The organism is Peribacillus faecalis, from assembly GCF_014712675.1.
GTDB lineage: Bacteria > Bacillota > Bacilli > Bacillales > DSM-1321 > Bacillus_AD > Bacillus_AD faecalis.
The window spans coordinates 51,521-76,718 of sequence record NZ_JACXSI010000004.1 but is presented as its reverse complement, the minus strand read 5'-3'; the positions used below and the strand labels follow the sequence as shown (position 1 = coordinate 76,718).

The 25,198-nt window shown below is 39.9% G+C and carries 26 protein-coding genes; 15 read left to right on the top strand and 11 right to left on the bottom strand.

From position 1 onward, the window contains the following. Positions 1–31: 31 nt before the first annotated feature. The 3 genes from IEO70_RS02730 to IEO70_RS02720 all read right to left on the bottom strand — a co-directional run bounded on the left by IEO70_RS02730 (position 32) and on the right by IEO70_RS02720 (position 2,259). The gene (locus tag IEO70_RS02730; RefSeq protein WP_190996803.1) at positions 32–748 is read right to left on the bottom strand and encodes an amino acid ABC transporter ATP-binding protein; all 717 of its coding nucleotides are present in this window, start codon (positions 746–748) and stop codon (positions 32–34) included. Continuing rightward, on the bottom strand, positions 741–1,400 hold the full coding sequence (locus IEO70_RS02725; RefSeq protein WP_190996829.1) for an amino acid ABC transporter permease: 660 nt from the start codon (positions 1,398–1,400) through the stop codon (positions 741–743). Before IEO70_RS02725 ends, IEO70_RS02730 begins: the two co-directional genes overlap by 8 nt. A 76-nt stretch (positions 1,401–1,476) precedes the next feature. Then, positions 1,477–2,259 carry a transporter substrate-binding domain-containing protein gene (locus IEO70_RS02720; RefSeq protein ID WP_190996802.1) on the bottom strand — a complete coding sequence of 261 codons (783 nt, stop codon included), beginning with the start codon at positions 2,257–2,259 and terminating at the stop codon, positions 1,477–1,479. Positions 2,260–2,878: 619 nt separating this feature from the next. Between IEO70_RS02720 and IEO70_RS02715 the strand changes: the two genes are divergently transcribed. The 7 genes from IEO70_RS02715 to IEO70_RS20395 all read left to right on the top strand — a co-directional run bounded on the left by IEO70_RS02715 (position 2,879) and on the right by IEO70_RS20395 (position 8,439). Then, a complete protein-coding gene (locus IEO70_RS02715) occupies positions 2,879–3,901 on the top strand; it encodes an iron-siderophore ABC transporter substrate-binding protein (protein ID WP_190996828.1) in 1,023 nt (340 codons plus the stop codon). 1 nt (position 3,902) lies between these two features. Beyond that, entirely contained in the window at positions 3,903–4,937 is a 1,035-nt protein-coding gene (locus IEO70_RS02710; protein ID WP_190996801.1) for a FecCD family ABC transporter permease, read from the top strand. Further along, positions 4,934–5,965, top strand: a complete 1,032-nt coding sequence (locus tag IEO70_RS02705) for a FecCD family ABC transporter permease (RefSeq protein ID WP_190996800.1) — start codon at positions 4,934–4,936, stop codon at positions 5,963–5,965. The genes IEO70_RS02710 and IEO70_RS02705 overlap by 4 nt, the downstream gene beginning before the upstream one ends. Further along, positions 5,965–6,804, top strand: coding sequence for an ABC transporter ATP-binding protein (locus IEO70_RS02700; RefSeq protein ID WP_190996827.1), 840 nt, complete (start codon positions 5,965–5,967; stop codon positions 6,802–6,804). Before IEO70_RS02705 ends, IEO70_RS02700 begins: the two co-directional genes overlap by 1 nt. 16 nt (positions 6,805–6,820) lie before the next feature. Next, a complete protein-coding gene (locus IEO70_RS02695) occupies positions 6,821–7,861 on the top strand; it encodes an NAD(P)/FAD-dependent oxidoreductase (protein WP_190996799.1) in 1,041 nt (346 codons plus the stop codon). A gap of 232 nt (positions 7,862–8,093) precedes the next feature. Continuing rightward, positions 8,094–8,300: a hypothetical protein gene (locus IEO70_RS02690; RefSeq protein ID WP_190996798.1), complete on the top strand. Its 207-nt coding sequence runs from the start codon at positions 8,094–8,096 to the stop codon at positions 8,298–8,300. A 28-nt stretch (positions 8,301–8,328) separates the two neighbouring features. Further along, the gene (locus IEO70_RS20395; RefSeq protein ID WP_190996826.1) at positions 8,329–8,439 is read left to right on the top strand and encodes a nicotinate-nucleotide--dimethylbenzimidazole phosphoribosyltransferase; all 111 of its coding nucleotides are present in this window, start codon (positions 8,329–8,331) and stop codon (positions 8,437–8,439) included. A gap of 148 nt (positions 8,440–8,587) precedes the next feature. Here IEO70_RS20395 and IEO70_RS02680 read toward each other — a convergent pair whose 3' ends face one another. The 4 genes from IEO70_RS02680 to IEO70_RS02665 form a co-directional block, all read right to left on the bottom strand. After that, entirely contained in the window at positions 8,588–9,631 is a 1,044-nt protein-coding gene (locus IEO70_RS02680; RefSeq protein ID WP_235973466.1) for an AbrB family transcriptional regulator, read from the bottom strand. Between the two features lie 83 nt (positions 9,632–9,714). Next, positions 9,715–10,695 (bottom strand): VOC family protein, encoded by a 981-nt coding sequence (locus tag IEO70_RS02675; RefSeq protein ID WP_190996796.1) that lies wholly within the window; start codon positions 10,693–10,695, stop codon positions 9,715–9,717. 61 nt (positions 10,696–10,756) lie between these two features. Further along, positions 10,757–11,926, bottom strand: coding sequence for an acyl-CoA dehydrogenase family protein (locus tag IEO70_RS02670; RefSeq protein ID WP_190996795.1), 1,170 nt, complete (start codon positions 11,924–11,926; stop codon positions 10,757–10,759). Positions 11,927–11,951: 25 nt separating this feature from the next. Beyond that, positions 11,952–12,851 (bottom strand): alpha/beta fold hydrolase, encoded by a 900-nt coding sequence (locus IEO70_RS02665; RefSeq protein WP_190996794.1) that lies wholly within the window; start codon positions 12,849–12,851, stop codon positions 11,952–11,954. Between the two features lie 176 nt (positions 12,852–13,027). Between IEO70_RS02665 and IEO70_RS02660 the strand changes: the two genes are divergently transcribed. Then, a complete protein-coding gene (locus IEO70_RS02660; RefSeq protein ID WP_190996793.1) occupies positions 13,028–14,836 on the top strand; it encodes a V4R domain-containing protein in 1,809 nt (602 codons plus the stop codon). A gap of 63 nt (positions 14,837–14,899) precedes the next feature. Here the strand turns inward: IEO70_RS02660 and IEO70_RS02655 are convergent, their stop codons facing one another. Next, positions 14,900–16,192, bottom strand: a complete 1,293-nt coding sequence (locus IEO70_RS02655; protein ID WP_190996792.1) for an MFS transporter — start codon at positions 16,190–16,192, stop codon at positions 14,900–14,902. A gap of 483 nt (positions 16,193–16,675) precedes the next feature. On the opposite strand from IEO70_RS02655, the gene IEO70_RS02650 reads away from it, so the two are divergent. From IEO70_RS02650 to IEO70_RS02625, 6 genes are all read left to right on the top strand, one after another. Beyond that, positions 16,676–17,149, top strand: coding sequence for a flavin reductase family protein (locus tag IEO70_RS02650; RefSeq protein WP_190996791.1), 474 nt, complete (start codon positions 16,676–16,678; stop codon positions 17,147–17,149). A gap of 14 nt (positions 17,150–17,163) precedes the next feature. After that, a complete protein-coding gene (locus tag IEO70_RS02645) occupies positions 17,164–17,958 on the top strand; it encodes a 2-keto-4-pentenoate hydratase (RefSeq protein WP_190996790.1) in 795 nt (264 codons plus the stop codon). Continuing rightward, positions 17,955–18,842, top strand: coding sequence for an acetaldehyde dehydrogenase (acetylating) (locus IEO70_RS02640; protein WP_190996789.1), 888 nt, complete (start codon positions 17,955–17,957; stop codon positions 18,840–18,842). Before IEO70_RS02645 ends, IEO70_RS02640 begins: the two co-directional genes overlap by 4 nt. Continuing rightward, the gene (gene dmpG, locus IEO70_RS02635) at positions 18,839–19,831 is read left to right on the top strand and encodes a 4-hydroxy-2-oxovalerate aldolase (protein WP_190996788.1); all 993 of its coding nucleotides are present in this window, start codon (positions 18,839–18,841) and stop codon (positions 19,829–19,831) included. The genes IEO70_RS02640 and dmpG overlap by 4 nt, the downstream gene beginning before the upstream one ends. 18 nt (positions 19,832–19,849) lie before the next feature. After that, positions 19,850–20,635 (top strand): FAD synthetase family protein, encoded by a 786-nt coding sequence (locus IEO70_RS02630; protein ID WP_190996787.1) that lies wholly within the window; start codon positions 19,850–19,852, stop codon positions 20,633–20,635. 550 nt (positions 20,636–21,185) lie between these two features. Further along, the gene (locus tag IEO70_RS02625; protein WP_190996786.1) at positions 21,186–21,722 is read left to right on the top strand and encodes a cupin domain-containing protein; all 537 of its coding nucleotides are present in this window, start codon (positions 21,186–21,188) and stop codon (positions 21,720–21,722) included. 68 nt (positions 21,723–21,790) lie between these two features. Here IEO70_RS02625 and IEO70_RS02620 read toward each other — a convergent pair whose 3' ends face one another. After that, a complete protein-coding gene (locus IEO70_RS02620; protein ID WP_206711476.1) occupies positions 21,791–22,357 on the bottom strand; it encodes a YybS family protein in 567 nt (188 codons plus the stop codon). A gap of 130 nt (positions 22,358–22,487) precedes the next feature. Here IEO70_RS02620 and IEO70_RS02615 point away from each other — a divergent pair, with 130 nt between their 5' ends. Continuing rightward, positions 22,488–23,870, top strand: a complete 1,383-nt coding sequence (locus IEO70_RS02615) for a PQQ-dependent sugar dehydrogenase (RefSeq protein ID WP_190996785.1) — start codon at positions 22,488–22,490, stop codon at positions 23,868–23,870. Positions 23,871–24,151: 281 nt separating this feature from the next. On the opposite strand, the gene IEO70_RS02610 is transcribed toward IEO70_RS02615, so the two are convergent. Both IEO70_RS02610 and IEO70_RS02605 read right to left on the bottom strand, forming a co-directional pair. Beyond that, entirely contained in the window at positions 24,152–24,748 is a 597-nt protein-coding gene (locus IEO70_RS02610) for a lipase-like domain-containing protein (RefSeq protein WP_456238509.1), read from the bottom strand. Positions 24,749–24,762: 14 nt separating this feature from the next. Then, positions 24,763–25,032, bottom strand: coding sequence for a hypothetical protein (locus IEO70_RS02605; protein WP_190996783.1), 270 nt, complete (start codon positions 25,030–25,032; stop codon positions 24,763–24,765). Between the last annotated feature and the right edge of the window lie 166 nt (positions 25,033–25,198).

Genomic DNA, 25,198 nt, shown 5'->3' with positions numbered 1-25,198 from the left:
GCTTTTTTTGAAAGGTTTGTCACGGCTTCTTTTAAAGCACTTTCTCCAAAAACTCTTTAGCACGCTCGGATTTCGGAGCTGTGAAAAATTCTTCAGGAGCTGAATCTTCTATTAGTTTGCCGCCTTCTAAAAATAGAATTCGGTCGGCTACTTCTCTTGCAAATCCCATCTCATGAGTGACAATGATCATCGTCATACCAGTTCCGGCGAGTGATTTCATTACCTCTAATACTTCTTTTACCATTTCAGGGTCAAGAGCTGACGTTGGCTCATCAAATAACATAACCGTAGGATTCATAGCGAGAGCTCTAGCAATGGCAACGCGTTGCTTTTGCCCGCCGGATAAACGATTCGGATATTCATTGCGTTTCTCGAACAGCCCAACTTTTCTTAATAAATCTTCTGCCGTTTTATTTGCTTCCGCCTTAGAAACTCCTTTAACATTGATCGGAGCGTAAGTTAAGTTTTCCAAAACTGTCTTATGAGGGAAGAGGTGAAAGTGTTGAAACACCATTCCAAGATTTTCGCGGACTTTCATAATGTTTTTCTCTGTAATAAGCGTTCCATCAATCGTTACGTCACCGCTTGTCGGCTCTTCTAATCTATTAATGCAACGTAAAAAAGTAGATTTGCCTGATCCGGAAGGACCAATTACAGCAATTACTTCCTGCTCTTTAATTTCCGTAGATATGCCTTTTAATACTTCATTCTTACCAAATGTTTTTTTCAAGTTCTCAATTTTAATCACTGCGTCTCATCCTCTTTTCTAACAATTTTCCAAGGAGTGTCAATACGAGTGTCATAACATAATAAATCAACCCGGCGATTAATAATGGCTCAAGATAACGGAAAGTTGCTCCACCGACTACATATGCACGTCGCATAATATCTAACGCACCAATAACCGTTACAATCGCAGATTCTTTATTTAATGTGATGAATTCATTCATTAAAGAAGGTAAAATATTTTTCATTGCTTGTGGTAAAATGATATCTTTCATCATTTTTGTATAGGGAATCCCTAATGCTTTAGAAGCTTCCATTTGCCCTTTATCCACTGCATTAATTCCTGCACGAATAATTTCAGAAATGTAAGCCCCGGAATTTAAGCCAAAAGCAGCAATAGCAGCAGGCATCGGTTCGATGTTAAAGTTGCTAATCTGTGGTATTGCATAATAAATGATCATTAATTGCAGAACTAGCGGTGTTCCGCGGAAAATTGATGTATAAAAATTAGCAAACCATCGTAATGGCTTTATTGTACCTATTTTACAAAGTGCTAATATAATTCCTAAAAATAGCCCGATGATTGTCGCAAAAACAACAATTTCTAAGGTTACGCCAATCCCTTCAAGTATGTATGGAATCGAGGGAATGACATTACTAAAATCTAACATTATATGCCCCTTTCAAGATGTTTTTTCTTTTGAAAGAATACGTCATCCAGACTAGCTGAATGACGTACTTAATTAATTATTATTCTTCAACTACAAGCCATTTTTCTTTCAGTTCGTCGATTTTGCCCTCATCAATCAATTTTTGAATGACTTCATCAAACTGTGCTTTTAATTCGCTGTCTTCTTGGAATGCAATCGATTTATAATCAGGATCCTCAACTTCAATAAAGATTGAATCTAAATCATCATTTTGAGAAAGATAGTTTTCAGCTACAATATTTTCAATGATTGCCCCTTGGAAGCGTTCATTTTTTAATTCTTGAATTAACTCTGGAATTAAGTTACGACTTTCAACTGTAAAACCATTTTCAACAGCTAATGTTTTTGCTAAATCTTCCTGAATAGAAGAAGTTTGAGCACCGACTTTTTGGCCGTTTAAATCTTTTAACGAAGAAATATCACTGTCCTTAGGGAAAACCAAATATTGTTCGGTTTCATAGTAAGGAATTGAGAAATCTACTACTTCATCACGTTCTTTTGTTGGTGTCATACCTGATATGACAAAGTCGTATTTATCTGCTTGTAAACCTGGTATTAAACTGTTGAAGTCTGAATTTACAAATTGCAGTTCGTAGTCTAACTCGTCTGCAATTAAGTGTGCTAATTCAATATCAAATCCGATAATTTCATCGCTTTTTGCAGTGTCGACATATTCGAATGGTGCATAGTCAGCAGATGTACCGACTACTAATACTTTATCTGATGTTGTTGAAGCGGTCTTTTTCTCTTCCTCAGCTGTTCCACATGCTGATAATGCCCCAACGGCTAATGCTAAAACTGGAATTAATAATTTCTTTTTCATTTTATAGTGCTCCCCCTGTGGTTGTTTTCTGATAGTTGATATTTTTAAATTTAATGATAATTATAATATTTATAAACTATAATACCTACTGCATAAATATGCAACAAAAAACTTTCGAGAATAATATATTTAAATAATTCGCAATAATCAAACTTTTTTACCAACTCCAAACAAACCCAAAAAGTCAGCTAATTTATGTGGATTATGAAGTACTGAAAATAGAAGATTTATCGTGATTCGCTTTGAAGATATTTAACGGAAGGTAATCTGCTGAACAAAATTGATAGGGGAAGATCGCTGGTTTGATTCTAGTTGGAACTTCAATTTAAGAAGCTGCACATTCTTGATACATAAGAATGTGCAGCTTGTTATTTATTTTCTGATAGGGTTCTACATGTATTTTTATGCATTTTACAATAATTACACAAAATTACTTTTTTCTTCAATCTCTTTTTTATATTCCAATCATAATATACCTAATTATCAATTTTTTGTTGACAACTCATTCCAGTGGGTATATATTAATCTCTGCAAATGATAATAATTATCATTATCAACATTAATAGAATTGGAGAGTGGATTCAAAGTGACTTCGAAACGATTATACTCGTTTATTACAATGTTATTAGCTTCAATTCTTGCTCTTGCACTTGCCGGGTGTGGAAGCAAGGATTCTGTCTCGGAGGAAGCAGATACAACCAGATCTTCCAACACTAAAGAAACAGCAACAGAGTATCCGATTGTCATTGAACATGCATTTGGTGAAACAGTTATTGAAGAGAAGCCTGAGCGTGTTGCGACAGTTGCTTGGGCAAACCATGATGTAGCTCTTGCGTTAGGTGTTGTGCCGGTCGGTTTCTCAGCAGCAAACTATGGTGTGCAAGATGATAGTGGTTTGCTACCTTGGACAGCTGAAAAATTAGAAGAGCTCGGTGAGTCAAATCCGAATATCTTCCAAGATACAGACGGTTTAGATTTTGAGGCGATTGCCGATTCAAATCCGGATGTCATTCTCGCAGCGTACTCAGGTCTTACACAGGAAGAATATGATACGTTAAGTCAAATCGCTCCTGTTGTTGCTTACCCGGAAATTCCGTGGGTTATTACATGGCGTGACCAAATCTTATACAATGCTAAAGGTATGGGAATGGAAGAGGAAGGTAAACAGTTAATAGCCGATACAGAGAAGTTAATTCAAGATACAGCGAACAAGTATCCTGAAATTGCAGGCAAAAAAGCGGCATTTGCGATGTTTAATGCGACGGACTTGTCGAAGTTTTACATATATACTCCGGCTGATCCTCGAGGAGAACTACTTGAAGAGGTCGGTATGGCTTATCCAGAAGGAATTAAAGCACAAATTGCAGATGAGTCTAGCTTCTATATCGAATTAAGTGCTGAAAATGCAGATGCTTTAAACGATACTGAAATCTTCATTGCCTATGGTGATGAGAATACACTAGCAGCGCTTCAGGCGGATCCGATTTTAGGAAAAGTGCCTGCGATCAAAAATGGATCGGTTGTTATCATTGGCGACAACACGCCGCTAGCAGCAGCCGGTAATCCAAATCCATTATCAATTCAATATACAATTGATGAATATTTATCTTTAATCGCAGATGTTGCGAAAATGCTGAAATAACATGAAAACCTCATCCGATTTAGAAAAAAAGCAGGTACTTGTTCCAAAAAAATTTTTAAAAGTTTTCCTACTACTAATGGTTTTATTAGGTGTAAGTATGCTAGCCTCGCTTGCCTTTGGTTCTCGGATGGTCGGTTGGACGGATGTTCTGGATGGATTATTCCATCCGGACGCCGAGTCCCATGAGGCCAATGTTGTTCGGCAACGAATTGTCAGAACGATATTTGCTTTAATGTGCGGTGTGGCGTTAGGTATTTCAGGTGCACTAATGCAATCGGTTACGCGCAATCCTATTGCTGATCCAAGCATATTAGGTGTAAATACAGGAGCATCTCTGTTTGTCGTTTGCGGAATCGCTTTTTTAAATATTAGTTCGGCAGATGAGTATATTTGGCTGGCAATAGCGGGTGCCATGATTACCGCTATTTTTGTATTTGGCATCGGTTCGATGGGAAGCAGTGGAGCGACACCGCTTAAACTCGTTTTAGCAGGCGCAGCAACAAGCGCGATTTTATCGTCTTTAGTCGTTGCAATTATGATTCCTCGCACGAATGTAATGGACCAGTTTCGTTTTTGGCAAGTCGGCAGTGTCGGGTCAGGGAATTGGGATTCTATCTCTTTGTTTATTCCATTTTTAATAGTGGGAATAGTGTTAGCGATATTTACTGCTCCGGCATTAAATGCATTAGCTTTAGGAGATGAAGCGGCGACAGGTTTAGGTGTTCGTACGGGCACAATTCGATTTGCAGCCGCATTAGGCGGCGTCTTACTATGCGGTGCTGCGACAGCGTTGGCAGGTCCGATTGGCTTTATCGGGTTATTGGCTACCCATTTGATCCGACTTGTTATTGGACCGGATTTACGTTATGTGATTCCGCTATCAGCACTTTCAGGGGCAATAATTTTAACGATATCGGACGTATGCGGAAGATTGCTAGGCAGTCCGGGTGAGCTGGAGGTTGGTATTGTCACTGCCTTTATCGGGGCACCAATCTTAATTTTTATTACAATGAAAGCGAAAATACGTGCGTTATGATGAATGAAACAATGATTTCCATAATGAATTCAAGATTAAGAAGACGGCGTCGTTTTATATCGGTGACAACAATATTGGCGGTGATTGCGTTAGCGCTTTGCGGCACGATGCTTATGCTCGGCAATACGATTTATCCGATACAAGATGTGATCAGCGTTTTGCTTGGCGAACAGGTGAAGGGTGCCTCATTTGCGGTTGGGACAATCCGTTTGCCGCGTATGATTGCAGGGGTATTTGCCGGATTTGCCTTTGGTGTCGGCGGCTATATTTTTCAAACGATGCTGCGTAATCCATTAGCGAACCCGAACGTTATCGGGATTACAGCTGGCTCAAGTGCAGCGGCCGTTTTTTGCATCATTGTCCTGCAGGCTGGTAATACGGTGGTTTCAATTGCTTCCGTGGTCGGGGGACTTGCGACGGTGTTAATTATTTTTGCGTTGGCGAAAGGCTCATCCTTTTCGATTGGACGGTTGATTTTAATCGGGATTGGCATACAGGCAATGCTGAATGCGGTCATTTCGTATTTAATGCTGATTGGTAATACGCACGACATTCCGACTGCGATGCGCTGGCTGAGCGGCAGTTTAAACGGTGCGAAAATGGAAAATCTTTATCCGCTCATCATTACCGTCTGTATTTTTACGCCGATTATTATATTCTTCGGTAAACAACTGGAAATGCTCGAATTAGGCGAGCAAGCGGCTACATCACTTGGTGTGGATACAAATAAGACTCGGCTTATACTCATCATCAGCTCAGTTCTGATTATTGCGCTGGCGACAGCGACAACAGGTCCGATTGCTTTTGTGGCATTCCTTTCAGGTCCGATTGCGAAAAGATTAGTTGGTGTTGGATTTTCGAATATTATTCCAGCCGGTTTAATCGGTGTTATTTTAGTATTGGCAGCCGATTTAATCGGGCAATTTGCCTTTGTTGCCAGATATCCTGTAGGTGTCATTACCGGTATTATCGGAGCGCCATACTTGATTTACTTATTAATTCGAATCAATCGAAAGGGAGATCTATGATGAAACCAACGCATATCTTTCAAGCTGAATGTCTGACTTCCGGATATGATAATAAAACAATTTTACATGATATAAGCGTGACGATCCCAAGTAATAAAATCAGCATTATTATCGGGGCGAACGGGTGCGGAAAATCAACGCTTTTAAAAACGATGGCGCGATTAATAAAACCTATATCCGGACAAGTTACACTCGATGGCAAACCAATACATAAAATTCCATCAAAACAATTGGCCCGAGTGTTAGGGCTTTTGCCGCAGTCACCGATTGTGCCGGAGGGTATTACAGTTGCTGACTTAGTCGGGCGTGGAAGATTTCCGCACCATAGCTTTCTGAAAGGCTGGACAAAGAAAGATTATGAAGCCGTTGCAGAAGCAATGGAGATGATGAATATCACTGAATTTGCGGATCGCCACATTGATGAGCTTTCAGGCGGACAAAGACAGCGCGTCTGGATTGCAATGGCGCTTGCGCAAGAGACGGATATTTTGTTTTTAGATGAGCCGACAACCTATTTAGATATAACGTATCAAGTAGAAATACTCGACTTGCTAACGGACCTTAATAAAAAATATGGTACAACGATTGTCATGGTGCTTCATGATATTAATCTATCAGCACGTTACGCAGACCATGTTTTTGCGCTCCATAAAGGCAAACTAGTAGCGGAAGGCGCACCGGCAAAAGTTATTACAAGTTCTTTGATTAAAGAGATTTTTGGCCTTGAATGTATGGTCATTCAAGATCCGGTATCCTCTTCTCCATCTGTGATTCCGATTGGACGACATCATAATAAAGTGAACATACTGAAGAAGCCATTACCTATTGGAAGTAGATAAGACGGGAGTGTTTGTAATGGAAGAAGTTTATGATGTGACGATTATCGGCGGCGGACCAAGCGGACTCTACAGCGCATTTTATGCAGGTTTACGAGACTTAAAGACAAAAATCATCGAATTTCAATCTACTTTGGGCGGGAAATTGCACGTTTATCCTGAAAAGATTATTTGGGATATCGGCGGTTTAACCGCAACACCCGCTCAAAAGGTGATTGAAAATCTAGTAGAACAAGGCTTAACCTTCAATCCGACCGTTTGCTTAGATACAAAGATAGATTTTATAACGAAAAAAGACGATTTGTTTGTCATCGAGACGAGCGCCGGTGATAAACATTTCTCTAAAAAGGTAGTTATTGCGGTAGGAGGAGGTATCATCAGCCCAATCAAACTGCATGTCGAAGGTGCTGAAAAATATGAAGTATCCAATCTTCACTACACAATTCGTGGCATTCAAAGCTTTAAAAATAAAAAACTATTAATATCAGGCGGGGGAAATTCTGCAATTGACTGGGCAAAAGACTTAATCAACATTGCGAAGCACATTACGGTCATCTATCGCGGAGAAAACTTATCTGCTCATGAAGCACAAATCCGTCTTTTAGAAGAAAATGGCGTTCCGATTTTGACAAATACGCAAATCAAATCGCTTGTAGCCAACGAAGAAAAGACTAAAATTAATGAAGTGATTTTAGAAAATGTGGAGACAAAGGAAACATCCACAATTGCTGTTGATGATGTTTTAGTCAATCATGGTTATGACCGCGATCATTCCTTTGCTTTTGATGGGGATGTGACTCCAGAGCGTGATGAAGAGTATCAATATTTTATTACGACAAACGGAAAAGGTTTAACAACGGTTGAGGGCCTATATGCTGTCGGTGATATCTCCAAACATGATAACAAAGTTTATTTAATTACAGGCGCCTTCCAAGATGCCATCAATGCCATTAACGATATTAAAATAAGCCTTGAACCAACCGCTGAAAAGTACGCAAAAGTATCTTCGCACAACGAAGCTTTTGATGCGAGAAATCGTGAAATTATTAATAAACTATAATGTTTGCTTCTATTAAAAAGAGAACGGAAGCGTTCTTCTTTTTATAGAAGCTTTTTTGGTGTTCATATTTCAAAACCTTTGAGGAGAATTAACTTTCTAAATCTAATAGTCTTCTAAAATTCTTCAGTAAGAATTCCTTTCAAAAAGCAAAATAATACGGGTAGACAGTTTAATAGAATACATAAAGCGGGAACTTATAAAAACATCGCCAATATATTTCTTAGATAATCGAATGAATGAAATCAGCGACTATATTAAGGCTTCACATTTTGAATATGTTGATGACGAGACTGATTTAGTTGAAATGAAATTATTTGAGGGGATAATTGGTAGTCAAAATGAAAGTAATAAACTGGAGGAATCTCTATGGGAGAATGGTGTTGATTTAGAAGAAACATTGAAACGATTCCGGATGAAACTGGCAAATGAAAAAATGTAAAGGCATTTCACATTTTTAATAATAAGACATTGAATCGGTTGAACCAGGTCATCACGCAGCGTTAGCTGAATTAGGTAAAAAACCTTTAATTGAATTGCAGCTTCGCCTTGGCGAAGGCACGGCACTCGTCTTTATATAATATTAAGTGCAATAGCGACTAAGTTGATACCCTAGCCGCTTACTTATACTCGTAAATTCGCTGTTGTAAGCTTTAAAATCATTGCATGTTCATGACACCAGATTTTGAAAAGAGGGACACGGGACATTCACCCTTTATATTGATATTCCTACATTGCTGTCATACGTGCTGGTACTTCTTTTCGTTTTTCCCTCCAACGGTAGATAATTTTCATTAATGGCATTATTAACAGAAAAATAAATAATAACCTGAAGGTTTGGAATATGGATACAAGTGAGACCTCTGCATTGATGGCATCAGCTAGCAGCACCATTTGATCTAAGCCGCCAGGGGCTGTGCTTAAAAAGCTTGTAGCGAAGGTTGCATCCATTGCGTAAGACATTAGGAAGCTCGAGCCAAATGTCAGGGCGATAAGTGCAAGTGCGCTGAAAATTCCTCCTATAAGTATGCGCATTGGAAGCTTAATCATATGTGGTTTAAGCATTAATCCGATATGAGCACCAATCAGCAGCTGTGCAATGTCCATCACAATACCAGGTACTGGGGGCATGGTTATTGGTGTTGCAAGTTGTAAGATAATTAATAAAATGATGGGTGTAATAAAAAATGCAACCGGTAAATGGATGCGCTTTGTTAAATGGGAACATGCCCATGCCAATGCAATTAAAACGAATAAACTGATTGTCATCTTTGCATTCGATGACTGACTTCCAATAACTTGGCCAGCAACGATAAATGGTACAAATATTACAACGAGCAACAATCTGATTACTTGAAAGTAAGAGATTACACCGATTTCTTCGACTTTTTCTTCTTCGGCAAAAACAACGATTTGACCTAACCCGCCCGGAATTGCACCAAGTACTGCTGCTTTCATAGGGATTTTTGCCCACTTGCTTGTTAAGTAAGCAATGCCAATTGCGCCTCCAATTAAAATAATGTTCAGCGCTAACATATAAAATAAAATAGAGCCCATCATACCGAATAAATCAATGTTAAATTGTACACCAATCACGGTACCAACAATTACAACCCCTAAATCACGCAATTTACCAGACCATTTGAGAGAGCCTTTATAAAAAAATTGTGTTAACATGACGACAACGATGGGGCCGAGCATCCATGGAATAGGGATGTGCAGGAGGCTGAAAATATAACCGCCAAATAAAGATAATAGTAAAACTTTGAGCATTGCCTTCAACAGTAACACCCCTTTCTGTAAGAATCATTTAAGAAACCACCAGTAATCAGCATATGAAACTGGTGGTTTTGAAATTATGATTTAGCTAATTCCTTTACTTGCGCTTCTCGGTCTACATCGTCGCGGCGACGGTCGCCCCAGTAGGCAGAGCCGTTTTTCAAGTATTCTTCATAAGTCCATTTGATCGGCTCCCAATCCGGTTCGAAAATGAGGTAGCCATTTGTGAAAATCTCAAGGCGCAAACCGCTTCCTGGATCTTTTACGTAAATGTACATTGCTTGAGAGATACCATGTTTACCAGGACCGACGAATTGCACTTCCGCTTCGCATAAGATGTCAGCGGCACGCAACAAGTCTTGCGAATTATCTAACCAATAGGCGATATGATGCATTTCATTTGGTTCTTTGGAGCGTGGCGTAGACATAATTGCTACGTCATGTACTAGATTTGTTACAGACAGCCAGCTTGCAACTTGTACGTCATCCGGATTTACGAAGTATTCGCGCAGTTTAAAGCCTAATGCTTCCTGCAAATATGTTACAATTTCTGAGTTGTCGAGTGAAGTTTGCAAATTTACATGGTCGATGCGGCGTGGCGAGACACCTTTTGCCCAAGATTTATAAGTTTGGTTTTTCAACACAGATTTACGTGATTCTTCTGCAGGCGTCTTTTCCATATTGTAGTAAAGCTCAAAGCGGTGACCGCTTGGCAGTTCAAAGCGGATTGCTTCTCCTTGTGCCGTTTCTTCGCCAGCTTCAATCCAGCGTACTTCTGTACCGGCATCTTCTAATAATCTAGCAAAAGTAGCTACGTCTTCAGGACGTTTTGTACGCCAGCCGATGTGATCAATGTAGGATGTATCGCCGGCTGTAATTGATAGAGTATGGTGCTCAAAGTCGCCCCAAGCACGTAAATAATGTACACCGTCTACAACTTCCGTTTCCTCTAAACCGATCGTATCGCGGAAAAACCATAAAGATTTTTCAAGGTCTGCTGATACTAAAGCGACGTGTCCTAATTTTGCGATTTCTGGTGCATAAAGAAATTTTTCCATTTATCCTTCACCTCATAGTTCATATATTTTAATTTAAATACTTTTTTTAGCGCGTACAAAGTTATCCTTGAATATTGGTTTTAACGCCGAATAAATGTTTGCCGTATCCAAGAATGCCATCCTCATATAATGAAGTGATGTGTGTCGCGATGGCGATCAGGTCACGCGTGAATAGCTCAACTGGATGACCCTTTAACAAGGCGTGGCCACCTAAAGTAAGCAGCGCTTTCACACCGATATTCGCAGATTTGTCAATAATGGCAGCGCGGATTGCCTTATATTTAGGGCCTTCATACGGACCGCCTTTGTCATTTTCCATCATATTAATGTATTCCGTTAATAATGTATTGGCGGAAAGCATCTCCAGTTTCAGCTCCGCAAGTACGCGTTGACTTGCAGGGGAGTCTTTTTCGTTAATACCGGAGAAGCGAATGCGACCTGCCGTATGCTTTTCAAATTCATCAAGCACACGCTTGGCACCGCCAACAGCCATTGCCGCAAAGCCGACATAAAAACCAGGATAGAATGGTGTATTGTAGTATAAGTAGTCCTGATCAAAATTTTCATACGGTGGCTGGCTCTTCTCAATGATTTTATTGAAGCGCAGAATCGCTTCCGGTTTCACGAAAACCTCATCAACAATTAATGTATTGCTGCCCGAACCGCGAAGACCAAGTGAGTTCCACGTCTTCTCGATTGTTAAATCGGACACCTTTAATAAAATACCAACACGTTCAGGTCGATCGCTGTCCTCGAATTGCATCATGGCACCTACGCCAACCCAGTCACAGTAGTTGATACCGCTTACAAAGTTATACTTCCCTGAGACGATGAAGCCGCCTTCAACTGGCTCTACTTTACCGATTGGTGCAAAAACGTCTGCTACGAAGCCGCCTTGGTTAATGACTTCGTCTCGAATATGCTTCGGGTAATAGCAAACCCAGGCATTGTGAGCCGAGAAGAAATATGTTAGCCAGGAAGCTGATAGGTTGTAGTAACCGACCGTGCTTACCATATCTACAAATGTGCGCCAGTCCAACTGAGGATAGCCAAATTCCTTTGGCAAAATTAAACGGTGGATATTTTCATCGCGAATAAGATCTGCAACACGTTGGGAGATGGTTGAGTTTTCATCTGCCTCCAATGCTTCTATTTCTGCAACCTCTCCTATACGTCTTGCCTTTTCCATAATTTCTTCATAAAGCGCTTTATTTTCAACTGTTGCTACCATGTAATCATTCCTTCCGAAAAGTATTTTATGGAGCTGATACCGTTTGTTCTTTTTCAGCAGCTAAAAAATCGATAACCAGTTTGTTGACGATTTCTGGTTGATCCGTTTGGGCTTGATGACCGCAATCTTCGATATATTCGAATTGAACATTTGGCAATAATTTTTCAAGCTTATATGCTACCTCTACTGGTGCGACCGCATCTTGATTGCCCCAGATGAATATGCTTGGGATTGTTACTTTCGGCAAGGAGTCTTTAAGGCAATAGCGATTCCAAAGCTTTGGCTCCTCATTCATTCTTGCCAGATAAGCATCGAATGCTTCGTTTGATTCTTTGACGCCTGGACGAGTGGCCGCTTGATGGCGAAGTTGAATCAGTTCTTCAGGAATAACTGTGTCGCCGATTGAATTGCGGTACATAAAATCACGTAACGATTTCTCTGTATAGTCGTACCCAATTACTTCTAAAAATGAACGCAACTTTCTTGCAGGCACTTCCTGCATCGCTTGATAAATTGTATTACTGCCGATGTATACAACTTTGTTTACTTTTTCAGGGTGGTCTATAGCATATTTAGCAGCGATATAAGCACCTTGAGAGTTGCCGACAAGTGAGACTTCATCGAGGCATAATGCTTCAATAAAATCATGGACATGGTCCACTAAGCTTTGATGACCGTTTACTGGCCATGCGTGAGGTCGCACATCTGTGAATCCCATTGACAGCTGATCGACTGCGTATGCCCGGAAACCGGCATTCGCTAGAGCCGGCAACATAAAACGCCAACCTGCTGCACCGCAAGCTCCGGGTCCTGCACCGTGCAATAAAATTACAGCAGGTCCCTCAGTTCCAGCCCATGAATAGTGGGTGCGGACGCCGTTAGCTAGTATGTAGCTATTATGAAATCCTTCAAAAATTGTCATCATTCTACCTCCTTGCGTTCATTGGTTATTGAATTTTATGTTTTGAGTATAGCTGTTAAAAATTTCAAATATCATAGCGTTTTTTATTGAATAAATGGAAATATTCTTTAAATTTTATTGAAAATTGAAATAATTTTTAATAACATGAGGGATAGGAAGTCAGAAGGGATGTGATTTTGATGAGCGAGGTTTTATTTGATTCTAGCGAAACTAAAAATATTTTAATGTCGGCAAATACCTTTCATACATTGAAGAAAAATTTATATAACAATATCGGTTCCTATAAAACGAAAGGCTTTTTATTCCGATTAGGCAAAGAATTCGGAATGGATTCGGCAAAACGCCAGCTTCAACATCAAAATCAAAAGAATTCAATCGGTAAACGTCACTCGCGCGTGGGTCATGTGAAAGATGTAATTTTCAAGGGGGAAATTGTTCGCCATCCGAACGGCAAAATTGAATGCATTAATACGCGCGGGCAATGGGTAGAATCAATCGAAGCAGAATTGCACCTTAAAAACTTCGGTGTGGCAGATGAGTGTGTTTGCCATATGTTATGCGGATTTGCGAGCGGTGCATTGACCTATGAATTTGGCGAGTCGCTGATTGCCATAGAACATAAATGCACAGCAAAAGGTGATCCGTGCTGTGAGTTTGAATTGCGGTTGGAGAAGGATTGGCTTGAGGAGAAGCAGGAGCTGATACACCTTTATCAAAATGATAATATTTTATCTGAGCTCGAAATGACATATGATGCGCTTTTGCACCATAAGCAAATTCTTGAAAAAATTGCAGCGTTTCAAAGTCAGCTAACGCAAAAAGTGACAGAGAAGCAATCATTGGATGAGATTACACAGGCTGCATTTGAAATACTAAACATCCCAATTTTAATTAAAGATATTCATGATAATTCGTTAAGCCAAATTGGTTTTACAGATGAGCAACAATTGGTAATCAAGAAAGATAAAGCAACACTATCCTATATTGACGATAATCACAACGTTTCTCATTACGAAGGTTCTGGATATTTGAAGCTCACAGCGCCAGTCATTATTGATAAAAAAAATTACGCTACTTGCTCTTTTTATTATTTTGACAAAGAGAAAATAGATGATAATGACTATTTATTTTTAGAGCGCATAGCAACTGTCGCATCATTATGCATCTTATATGAGGAAGCTCAGTTTGAAGAGCAACAGAGGATGAGAAGTTCGCTATTAGAACGCTTAATTCACAATCAAAATATAAAAGATATTGAATCTTACTATAAGTTCTTGCCGTTTAAGTTTCAGCCGCCTTTTTTCACCGGTGTCATCAGTGTGCAAAAAGTAAAGAAGAATAATGACATTATCGACATTCATGATCAGCTCATTCAGCTTTCGAAGCTGGCAAAAGAGTCGGACATGCCGTGCATTTTTGCAATTATTGGGGAAGATATAGCACTCCTTAATTCGCAAAACCGTGATAAGGAGAAGTGGAAAGAGCAAATCATAAAAATCTTCCGAAAGATGGAGAAAAGAAACAGCAATTATAAATATACCTTAGGACTGAGCGGAATATTCAGCAACTTTAATGATTTTGAACGCTCGTTGAAAGAAGCGCGAACTGCAAAGAACTATCCAAATCAAAAACTGCTGACAGACTATGAAGATCTAGGAATTCTAGGTGATATCGTCAAAAATTTAAGCATGGATCAGCTGCAAGAAATGGCGAAAAAGACGTTGAAAAATCTGTATGATTTCAATGAGCCACGCAAAAAGGAGCTGCTGTATACGCTTTATGTGTACTTGTTAAATAGCCAGCGCTTAAAAGAAACGATGGATGAACTAACTTTATCAATCGGCGGCATTCAGTACCGTATTAAGCAAATTGAAGAGCAACTAGAAATTTCGCTGAAGAATGCTTCGACAGCAGCATATATCTTATTAGTGATTCAGGCGCTTATACTGGCAGACAAGTTAAGTTTTGAGGAATTTTCACGATCATAAGCAAAAAAGACTATAAACAAACACAGTTTAGAGTTTGTTTATAGTCTTTTTATTATTTTGCTGTTATTCGATTACGATGTCCGTTTTGATGCTCTTCTCTTCGGCTGCTCGGCGCGCTTCATCTTTTTCAGTGGCTGTGATTTTCAGTTTGCGCGTTGCCAATAAGACGACGGCTGTCAAAACATACAAACCGACAACGATGAGCACCCCTGAGTTAAAGCCGGAGCGGACATCATCACCTGCAAGCGTGATTAAATATCCGGTAATCCAAGGACCGATGACACCGGCCATGCTTGAAATCGATAAGGAAATACCTGTTACGCTGCCCACTAGATTTTTCGGGATAATCATTGTTTTAATGGCAGTATTCAATGGTAATAGAGTTGTGTTCATAACTAATCCGATTCCTAAAAAAATACAGGCTAATAATGGCGAAGATACAATTGTTGTCATGGCGTATGCAACTGAGCCGATAAGCAATACAGTCACTAATACACGATCGTAAGACTTGATGAGACTTTTATTTTTCTTAAATAAAAAGTCGGTGAATTTGCCTAAACAAATAGCAAATATAGTTCCTGTAATACCCATTGCTGCGAATACTAAGCTCATGCGTTGCGGCGCGAGACCGACAATTTCTGTTAAGTAGCTTGGTGCCCATGTAAGAACCCAAGTATTAATCCACATTGATACAAAGCCTACAACCAAGATCGATAATACATAAGGATTAAAGAATACTTTTAAAATGTGCTTGAATGGTACCTCTTTGTTAGAAGCTAGAGATTTTACGTCCTCGATAAGTGGTTGCTTAGGTTCGTCCCTAAGGAAGAAAAAGAAGATCGCCCATACTAAGCTTGCTCCTCCTAATAAAGCGAAAGTATGCTGCCAGCCATAGTTTGTGATACCCAATACTAGAAGAGGTGCAGCTAAATATGTGCCCACTGTCGTCCCGGAAGTCATAATGGCTGCAGCTACACCACGCTGGGAACTGGTGAACCATCGTGCAAGATGGACAACACATAAACCGTACGTGCCGCCCTCAAAGAAACCTAATACGACACGCAGTAAGATTAGATGCGTTAACGATTCTACAAAATAAGCGCTTACTAAGGAAATTGTCCAACCTGTGGCAATCAACATTAACAAATACTTTGTGTTAAAACGATACGTTAATGTACCTAGAACGATACTACCAATTGCATATGCGGCAAAGAAGCTGCTTCCCACTAAACCAAATTGATCATAGGTCAAACCTAACTCGGACATAACAGGTTTTGCTGCAAAGCCTAAAACGGACTTATCTGTATAATTTAAAACAGATAAAAAGAAGAGAAAACCTAATACCACCCAACGCATAATAAACCCTCCTTGTATTATCTTAATTTTCTTCAGTCACATTAAATTACAGGAAAAAATATTCCAGAAAAATGTTAACGCTTTCAAAAAGTCGTTTTAAACACCTCCATTCCGATATTAATTCTTAATCTTTTTAAATCGGATGCATGAAAATTCGTGGGATAAACTGGTAATTGTATCCGGTGAACTGAATTTTATGTGATGTTAATTATATTTACAAGAGAAAAAAAGAACGTAGCAGAAAAAGAAGTGTATGAAATAGAGAAAAGTTAAATTATTTTTAATGTGGAGATTTATCTCTTTTTTACGTTGTATATGTTGATAATTCTCGTTTTTTTTGTGCAAATAATTAACAAAAATTTCATATTTGTTTTATGTGATTTTTATTGTTTTTAACAGAAAATTCAATAAAAATTACAATGTTAATTCAAAATGAAGTCATTTATGATTAAACTATTCACTCGAAAAAGGGAGGAATTTGGAATGGATGATCGTTTATTCAGGGATGCAATGGGCAAGTTCGCAACGGGGGTAACGGTTCTTTTGACCGAAAATGATGGAGAAACACATGGAATGACGGCAAACGGCTTTATGTCTGTGTCACTAGATCCGAAGCTGGTTGTTATTTCAATTGGCCATAAAGCTAAATTTTTAGAGAAAGTCGCACAATCTAAAAAATATACAGTAAATATTTTAGCGGAAGACCAGGAGCATTACTCGCGTCATTTTGCGGGCCGTCCCGGTGAAGCAGTTGAATTTGAAAAGTTGGCTGGGCTTCCGGTATTAAAAGGAGCAATTGCTCAAATTGTCTGTGAGGTTGTGGCGGAACATGTGGAAGGCGACCATACTTTATTCATCGGGAAAGTGACGGATTTACAAGTTGAAGATAAAAAACCGTTGTTGTTTTTCGGGGGCAAATATCGACAGTTAGTCGATTTTATTACAGTGGAGTCATAAAAGGAGAATTGTCTATGGATATTCAATTAGCTGCAGCACAATTACTGGAGGCAGAACGTCTCAAACAGCCAATACCGCCTTTGACTGATACATATCAAAATATGACAGCTAATGACGCTTATACAGTGCAATTAGCACAAATCCGTCAGAAAGTTAACGCAGGTGCGACGGTAAAAGGGCTGAAAATAGGTTTAACCAGCAAAGCAATGCAAGAAATGCTGAATGTGTATACACCGGACTACGGCTTTATTTTAGATACAATGATATATGACGGAGTAGAAGATGTATCTGCTGATCGGTTCTTGCAACCGAAAGTAGAGTTTGAAATTGCCTTTGTTTTTAATAAAGAGCTGAAGGGCCCGAATGTGACAGTGCAAGATGTCATTGATGCAACAGCTTATGTTGTGCCTGCTGTTGAAATAATCGATAGCCGGATTAAGGATTGGCAAATCAAATTCGAGGATACAGTAGCAGACAATGGTTCTTCAGCAGGTGCAATTTTAGGTCAAAAGCGCACATTGCTCTCTGACATTGAGGATATTGCCAATATTCCGATGGTTGTGAAGAAGAATGGGCAGTTTTTGGATGAATCGACGAGTGCGGCGGTATTAGGAAATCCGTTCAATGCGGTTGTTTGGCTAGCCAATGAAGTAAGCGTATATGGCATTACAATTGAGCCAGGTATGTTCGTTTTATCGGGAGCACTGTCAAAAGCGGTTTCTTTTGAAGCAGGAGATGAGTTCGAAGCTGATTTCGGGATTCTCGGCAAAGTAAGCGTTAACATTTCGAGAGGGTTGGTGAAGCGATGACAAAGTTGAAGGTAGGAATCCTCGGTTCAGGAAATATTGGCACGGATTTAATGTATAAAATTGAGCGTAGTCCAGTGTTATCCATGAGTGTCATGGTTGGAATCGATTCGAATTCAGATGGCTTAATAAGAGCAAAAAAACGTGGTTACGAAACGATTTCAAATGGTATTGACGGCTTAATGGACCGCCTTGATTTAGTGGATATTGTATTTGATGCAACAAGTGCATATGCTCATAAACATCATAGTGAAGTACTGACAGCCGCAAATAAAAGAGTGATTGATTTAACACCGGCAGCAATCGGGCCATTTACTGTTCCGCCGGTTAATTTAAAAGAACATATCGAAAAGCCGAACGTGAACATGGTTACATGTGGCGGCCAAGCGACAATTCCGGTCATTCATGCAATTAATCGCGTTGTATCTGTAGAGTATGCTGAAATTGTTGCGACAATCGCAAGTCGTTCAGCCGGACCGGGAACACGTGCAAATATTGATGAATTCACAAGTACAACATCGAAAGCGATTGAAGTCGTTGGAGGCGCAAAAAAGGGGAAAGCGATTATTATCTTAAACCCTGCTGAACCGCCAATCATCATGCGTGATGCCATCCATGCTTTAGTAGCGGAAGAAGGTCATGAAACAGCGATAGCCAAGTCCATTCAAGAAATCGTGGCGGAAGTGCAAAGTTACGTGCCGGGATATGCATTGAAGGCTCAGCCAATTTTTGAAGGCAAAAAGGTTTCAGTATTTATCGAAGTAAATGGTGCCGCAGATTATTTACCGGCATACGCAGGCAACTTGGATATTATGACGGCTGCTGCCGTGCAAGTAGGTAATGAAATGGCCAAACATTTACTGAGCGAGAAGGGGGTTCTCTCATGACATTGAATTTATTGGATGTATCGCTTCGAGACGGGAGCCACTCTGTACGCCATACATTTACAGTAGAGCAAGTGCGTGAAGCGGCAAAAGGATTAAATGCAGCCGGTGTCCGTTATTTTGAGGTTTCCCATGGAGATGGATTGGGCGGATCTTCTTTGCAATACGGCTTGTCAGCCACTGATGAACTGAAGCTTATTGAAGCTGCAGTGGCAGAATGCACAACATCGGAGGTGTCAGTGTTATTAATTCCTGGCATCGGAACAAAACATGATTTAGAGCAGGCAGCAAAATTAGGGGCGAAAATGGTCCGTGTGGCAACTCATGTCACGGAGGCCGACGTAGCTGCACAGCACATTCAGTTATCTCGCGAACTGGGATTGAAAACGGCCGGATTCTTAATGATGAGTCATATGGCTCCTCCTGAAAAAATTGTAGAGCAAGCCAAATTGTTTGAGAGCTACGGCGCAGAAATTGTTTATGTAACAGATTCTGCAGGAGCAATGCTTCCGAAAGATGTGACTGAGCGAATCTCCGCACTAAGACAAAATGTGCAATGCGAGATTGGTTTCCATGCGCACAATAACTTGTCGATGGCGATGGCCAACACGATTGCAGCTGTAGAAGCAGGTGCGACTTATATTGACGGGAGCATGCGTGCCTTAGGCGCTGGTGCTGGCAATACGCAAATAGAAGTGATGGTGGCTGTTTTAGAAAAACTCGGTTATGAAACCGGCATTGATTTATATAAATTAACTGACACAGCAAATGTAGTCATCGCGCCACTCATGCAGCAACCGCAAGAGATTACAGGCAGTAGCCTGATTTTAGGCTATTCAGGTGTATATTCCAGTTTTTTACTGCATGCACAGAAGGCCGCCAAACAATTTGGTGTTGATGAACGTGATTTATTAATGAAAGTCGGCGAAATGAAGACAGTCGGAGGGCAAGAAGATTTAATTTATGAAGTCGCACAAAATTTAATGAGATAAGTAAAGGAGAGAATCGCTATGCAGGTAATTTATGTAAATGCTGATAACTTACATGAAATCAAAAAAGAAGCTCCGAATGCAGCGATAGCACTCGGTTATTTTGACGGCGTGCATTTAGGACATCAAAAAGTGATTTGTGCAGCGAAAGAAAAAGCGGAATTACAACAGTTATCAACGGCGGTTCTCTCGTTTTTTCCGCATCCTAAAAGTGTGTTATTTTCAGAAGAAGTTGCTTATTTAGAACCTCTTGAACAGAAGGCCGAAAAACTAGCGAATCTTGGCGTGGATATCTTTTATGTCGTGGAGTTCACAAAGACATTGGCTAAAGTAGAAGCTGATACATTTTTAAATGATTATATTGTTGGATTGAATGCAAAGGAAATCATTTGCGGTTTCGATTATACATACGGCGCAAAAGCAAGCGGAAATATTCACACTCTAGAACGGTATGCAGCCGCAAATAAAGTCGGTCTGACAGTGATTGAAGAGCAAAAATGGAATAAACAAAAAATCAGTTCAACGTTGATCAGGGCACACTTAACAGAGCGAAAGCTGAATGAACTACCGAATCTGTTAGGGGGCTTCTATAAAACGAAATATTGTCAAAAGAGCGGTTTATTGCCGAATTATTCTTTACCGAATATAGGCAGTTATAAAATATTGATTGAGCATCGTCATACATATATTGAATGTGTAGCGACTGTAAAGTGTAAAAAGTATATAGAGATTGATCATGAAGTATCGGGCTTGCCAAATTTATTAACAATACAGTGGATTGATCAATTAGAAACTATCACAAGCTAATCAAAGTGTATGACTTACTCAGCAGTCGGAACACAGGGGCCAGGAATGGAAGAACCGTTACAACCGGTCCGAATATTTCTCTGACGAGTGGCATGCGGGAATAATTGCCGAATCTAAATTTGTGTTTTTTGCATGGCGGAGGAGCATTACCATACTTATTGACACGTATTGTTCAAGCATGGAAGTATGGACGTACATCCGAAAAACAACCTATCCACCAAGCCATTACGCCAAAAAGCTTTACTTCGATGCATTAGTCTATGACACTCAAAATCTTCAATCTATGGTTGGAAAATTCGGAGTTGCTAATATTATGGAAGAATCTGACTATCTGTTCCTCCTTCGTGAAACCCCGGCAGGTAGGTGTTGATTAATGGAGGGATGTGAGTTATTAGAGTTATATGAGAGCACTTCTGCTTCAAGAATATTTTTGCCAAAACTTAAAAACTATTTTGAAGGAAGTTTTCAAAGTCGCTCCACTCTAAAATTAGTACGATCATCTAACATGATGCATAAAATAATCGTATCATTTATGGAGAGGATTGAGAAAATGTATTACGTTCCAAATAGTTATTCATACCATCCCCATAATACTGTCCCCATATATAGACAGTCGGTTTATAGCACGCAAAATTATTCTTTCTTTCAGCCGATGAATCGTCAAGTTCCAGTTGCTTTAACAGATTATGGGGGACAGCCTTTTGTTGTAAATATTCATCAAGCTACTTTACGAAATGATACTTATCGTACAGCGCTATGGACAGGATCACAATTTCAAATTACATTAATGAGCCTCAATAAGGGTGAGGATATTGGTTTACAGATGTTCCCTGACATCGATGTATTCCTGCATGTTTCTCAAGGGAAAGGGCTTGTTCAAATGGGTAAGGACCAAAATCATATAGATTTTGTTAGGAAAATTGACCCGCAAACTGCCATCATAGTACCTGCCGGTATGTGGAATAATATTGTAAATGTAGGGGATGGTCCATTAAAGCTCTATTCAATCTATGCACCGCCTAATCACCCAATTGGCACGATTTACGCTACTAAAGAGCAGGCATATACTGCAGATGGACATGGTTAATCCGGATGGGATTTTGAATGATTTTTGCTAGTAGCTCCTAATCAATGGTTTGGAGCTTCTTTGTTATGCTAACGCTTACGGATAATACGTTTTAGAATAAAAGAACATGCTGTTGCCGCTAACCAAGCATAGAGAATGCAGAATAATGCTATGAGCAATAAGGAAAGCAACTGAAAAGATGTACCGACAGCCGGTCCTAACACAGGAAAACGGAAAAGATAAAGAAGCGCTACGATACCTATAAATAATGAGGCTCCCGCTGTGAGAACAACGAATACTCTTGACTTCGGGAAGGCTACACCAAGTGCTAATCCCAGAATCCCTGTTGTGAAGGGGAAAATAAAGAGTTCGCTCGGTTGGATTAACAATAAAAGCAGAATCGTAACAAAATAAGAAAGAATCCCATATTTAACAGATACAAATGTTGCCAGAAAGATGGGCAAAGTCGTCAAGGGGCTAACAACAAAACCGATGCCGGGCATAAAACCGCCTGCTGACTGAAAGATGGCGGCAGATGAGCTTAATACAGCTGTAAGTAATAGTTTTGCAGTTGATGAAATTTCTGCAGAGTCATACTTGACTTTTAATAAAGGGTGCTGCCAATACGGAGCGGCTTTTCTTTTTGTATTCTTCATAAACTCCGCCTCCAACATAAGTATGCTATTCCTTGTTTTATGATATCATCGTTCTTTTTATGACCTCCTTGTATTAAAGAAACAATTCTAATCATATCTTGATAGAAGAATATGAAGAGAGGTGTGCGGTTTGCCGAAAAAAGTAAAAGTTCGTTTATTGCCGATTGTAGTCAAGGTAAATTTGCCGACTGTATTGAGAACAGCGATTTTTCCGGGTGATTCAAGTGAATCGTTATTTGTTGCAACCCAGGTTGGAGAGATTTTTTACATAAAAGAAGGAAGGTTAAAGATATTTTTAGATATTCGCTCGCGAATTATCAAGTTAGGTGCTTCTGGTGGATATGATGAAAGAGGATTGTTGGGGCTGGCATTTCATCCCGGTTTTTCTGATAACGGTCTGTTTTATTTGCATTACTCAGTAGCGGGTACACAGGGAGCTGGGGCGTTTAGCGAATCCTTCTCGCCAAACCCGTGCGACCCTGCAACGTTAAACTTAAAATGGAACGATAGGGATAAACAATATGATCATATAGATACTGTAGAAGAATGGCGTTGGGCAGCGAATGGCCGACCTCAAAAACAGAGGACATTACTAAACATAAGAAGACCCTTCTCGAATCACAATGGTGTCAATAGCTTAAATTTCTCGCCTGAAACAGGAAGACTCATTTTAACTAATGGAGATGGTGGTTCCGGCTTTGATCCATTTAATTTAAGTCAGGATAATTTGGAGATAGCCGGAAAAATAATTGAAATTGATGTTTCTAAAAATACATCAGGTCAAACTCCGCCCGCCGTTACGAGGTTTGATGAACTTCCTGAATCTATTCAGGAGACACTTACTCTTATGGCTAAAGGTGTTCGGAACATACCGGGCATTTCGTTTCAACGGACCAATAATCAATATATCAAATATGCAGGAAATGTTGGACAAGATTTGGCAGAGACCATTTTTGCATTCAATTCGTACAAACCTATTCCGGTTCCTGAGCTTGTTCGCTCCGGAGCTGCCGAAGAAGGATTGATTAACTTTGGCTGGCGGGCATGGGAGGGAGTTTTCCCAACTTCGATTATAAGGAACTGTTCGACTAATGGCGATGAGAAAACAATGGCCTATTACAATGAAGCGGTGAAATCTTCAGCGGGTCGTCTTTCTCCTTTGATAAGCTATTTTCATCAGGACACCCGCCCGGAAAAGTTTGAAGGAAAGGCTCTTACAGGAGTGCAAGCTTATATGGGGAACGGAATCCCTGATTTAACCGGAAGTGTTGTATTTACCGATCTTGCCCGAAAGGAAAAATTCCAATCTGAGGCCAGAGGAGTTTTAGCTTATGGACGGATAGGAACAGATGATTTTAGCATTATTGAGACTGATTATAATTTTGGTTTAGAGCCGGCGTATTTTGTTAGTTTGGGAACGAATTTGGACCAAACAATCCTCTATTTGGGAGTAAACGGCTCGATGAAAGTGACTGATTTTAACCGAGGTACTGTTTTTGGAGTTATGCTGTGATAATGAATAGATGGCAGGTAAAATACGGAGTTCGCTGTTTGTACCATTTTAAGGCCGCAATGCTTGTGTTCCAAGCTGTTGTGGCTTTCTCTATTTCTAAAAAAAGTGAAGTCTAATTTAAATTGTTCAATATATTGTAATGCCTTATTTTTTCAATTATTAATAGTTTTGTAGTGAAAAATACTTAGTTAAAAACTGTTAATGTAAACCTACTGGTAGAAGCACCTTTATAGGAATGGCATTTGGTACTTGGTGTCCGGTTTGTGGGCTTCTATATGTGGTTAAGGCTGAGAGAAATAATAAACATCAGGAAATGTATTCATCCAACTATTGTTGACTTGTGCTCCGGGTGTGCTTAAGTCGGTGACGCTAATGTCTTCGCTTGTCCAAATATTGCTTGCTATGACGCGATTTAAGTATGTTGTAAATTTCTCACCTTTTGCTCGTTTCAGGCCCCATTGGTCTAATTTGAAATCGTAAATAAGCGAGTCGGGGTTCTTTCCGGTGATTTTTGCGAGGTTTAGAACAATTTCTTTAATCAGTGCGGCTCCGCGACTTTCGTCATCTGCATATTGACTGCCGTTATGAGGAGTGGTAAGATTCGTGTTGCTGAAAATCCAATTATGTCCGCCTGCAAATAAAGGGGACATTGCTTCAGTTTCTGGATGGGCTTCATGATAAGCACGCTCTTTTTCACTGCCTTCCCGGAGCAAATCTGTTACACCGCGAATAGTGAGACCGCCCATACTATGACCGATTAGATGGACAGGATTATTTTCATCCCATTCAGGATATATGCCGAGGTAGGTGCGTCCATATCGGCTGTGACCATGTTCTTCGGCATGAGCCGCTCCGTAATCGACACGTCCGCTTTTAATATAATAATAGTGTTCTACAGAACGATCATAGTTGCTGGAAACTGGGCCGACACCGTTGCGGCATATGTTTCGTGGCCTTTACTGTTCAAGTAGGAGACTAAATCTTTAAATCCTCCCCAATATTTAATGCCTAAAGCCTCATCAGGGCCCCAGCCAGCTAAAACGTGAACGAGCACTATCGGATAATCATTCCCATCTGTTTCTGCCGCTTCACTATTATTTGGTGTCGCTGGCAGGACGCTTAGCAAGACTATTAATACGACAGTAATTTTCCAGCTCTTCAACTTCATTCCTCCTTTATTATTTGCTGTTTTCATATAATAGAACGGAAGCGCTTACAATTAATGAGCTAGAGGGATTAATAGTGTTATAAAGCTTTAGTAGCAGATAGGGTAAACCTACCGCAAATTCGAGATTTTTCGATAATTCTCGGGCGATGACAGGCACTTT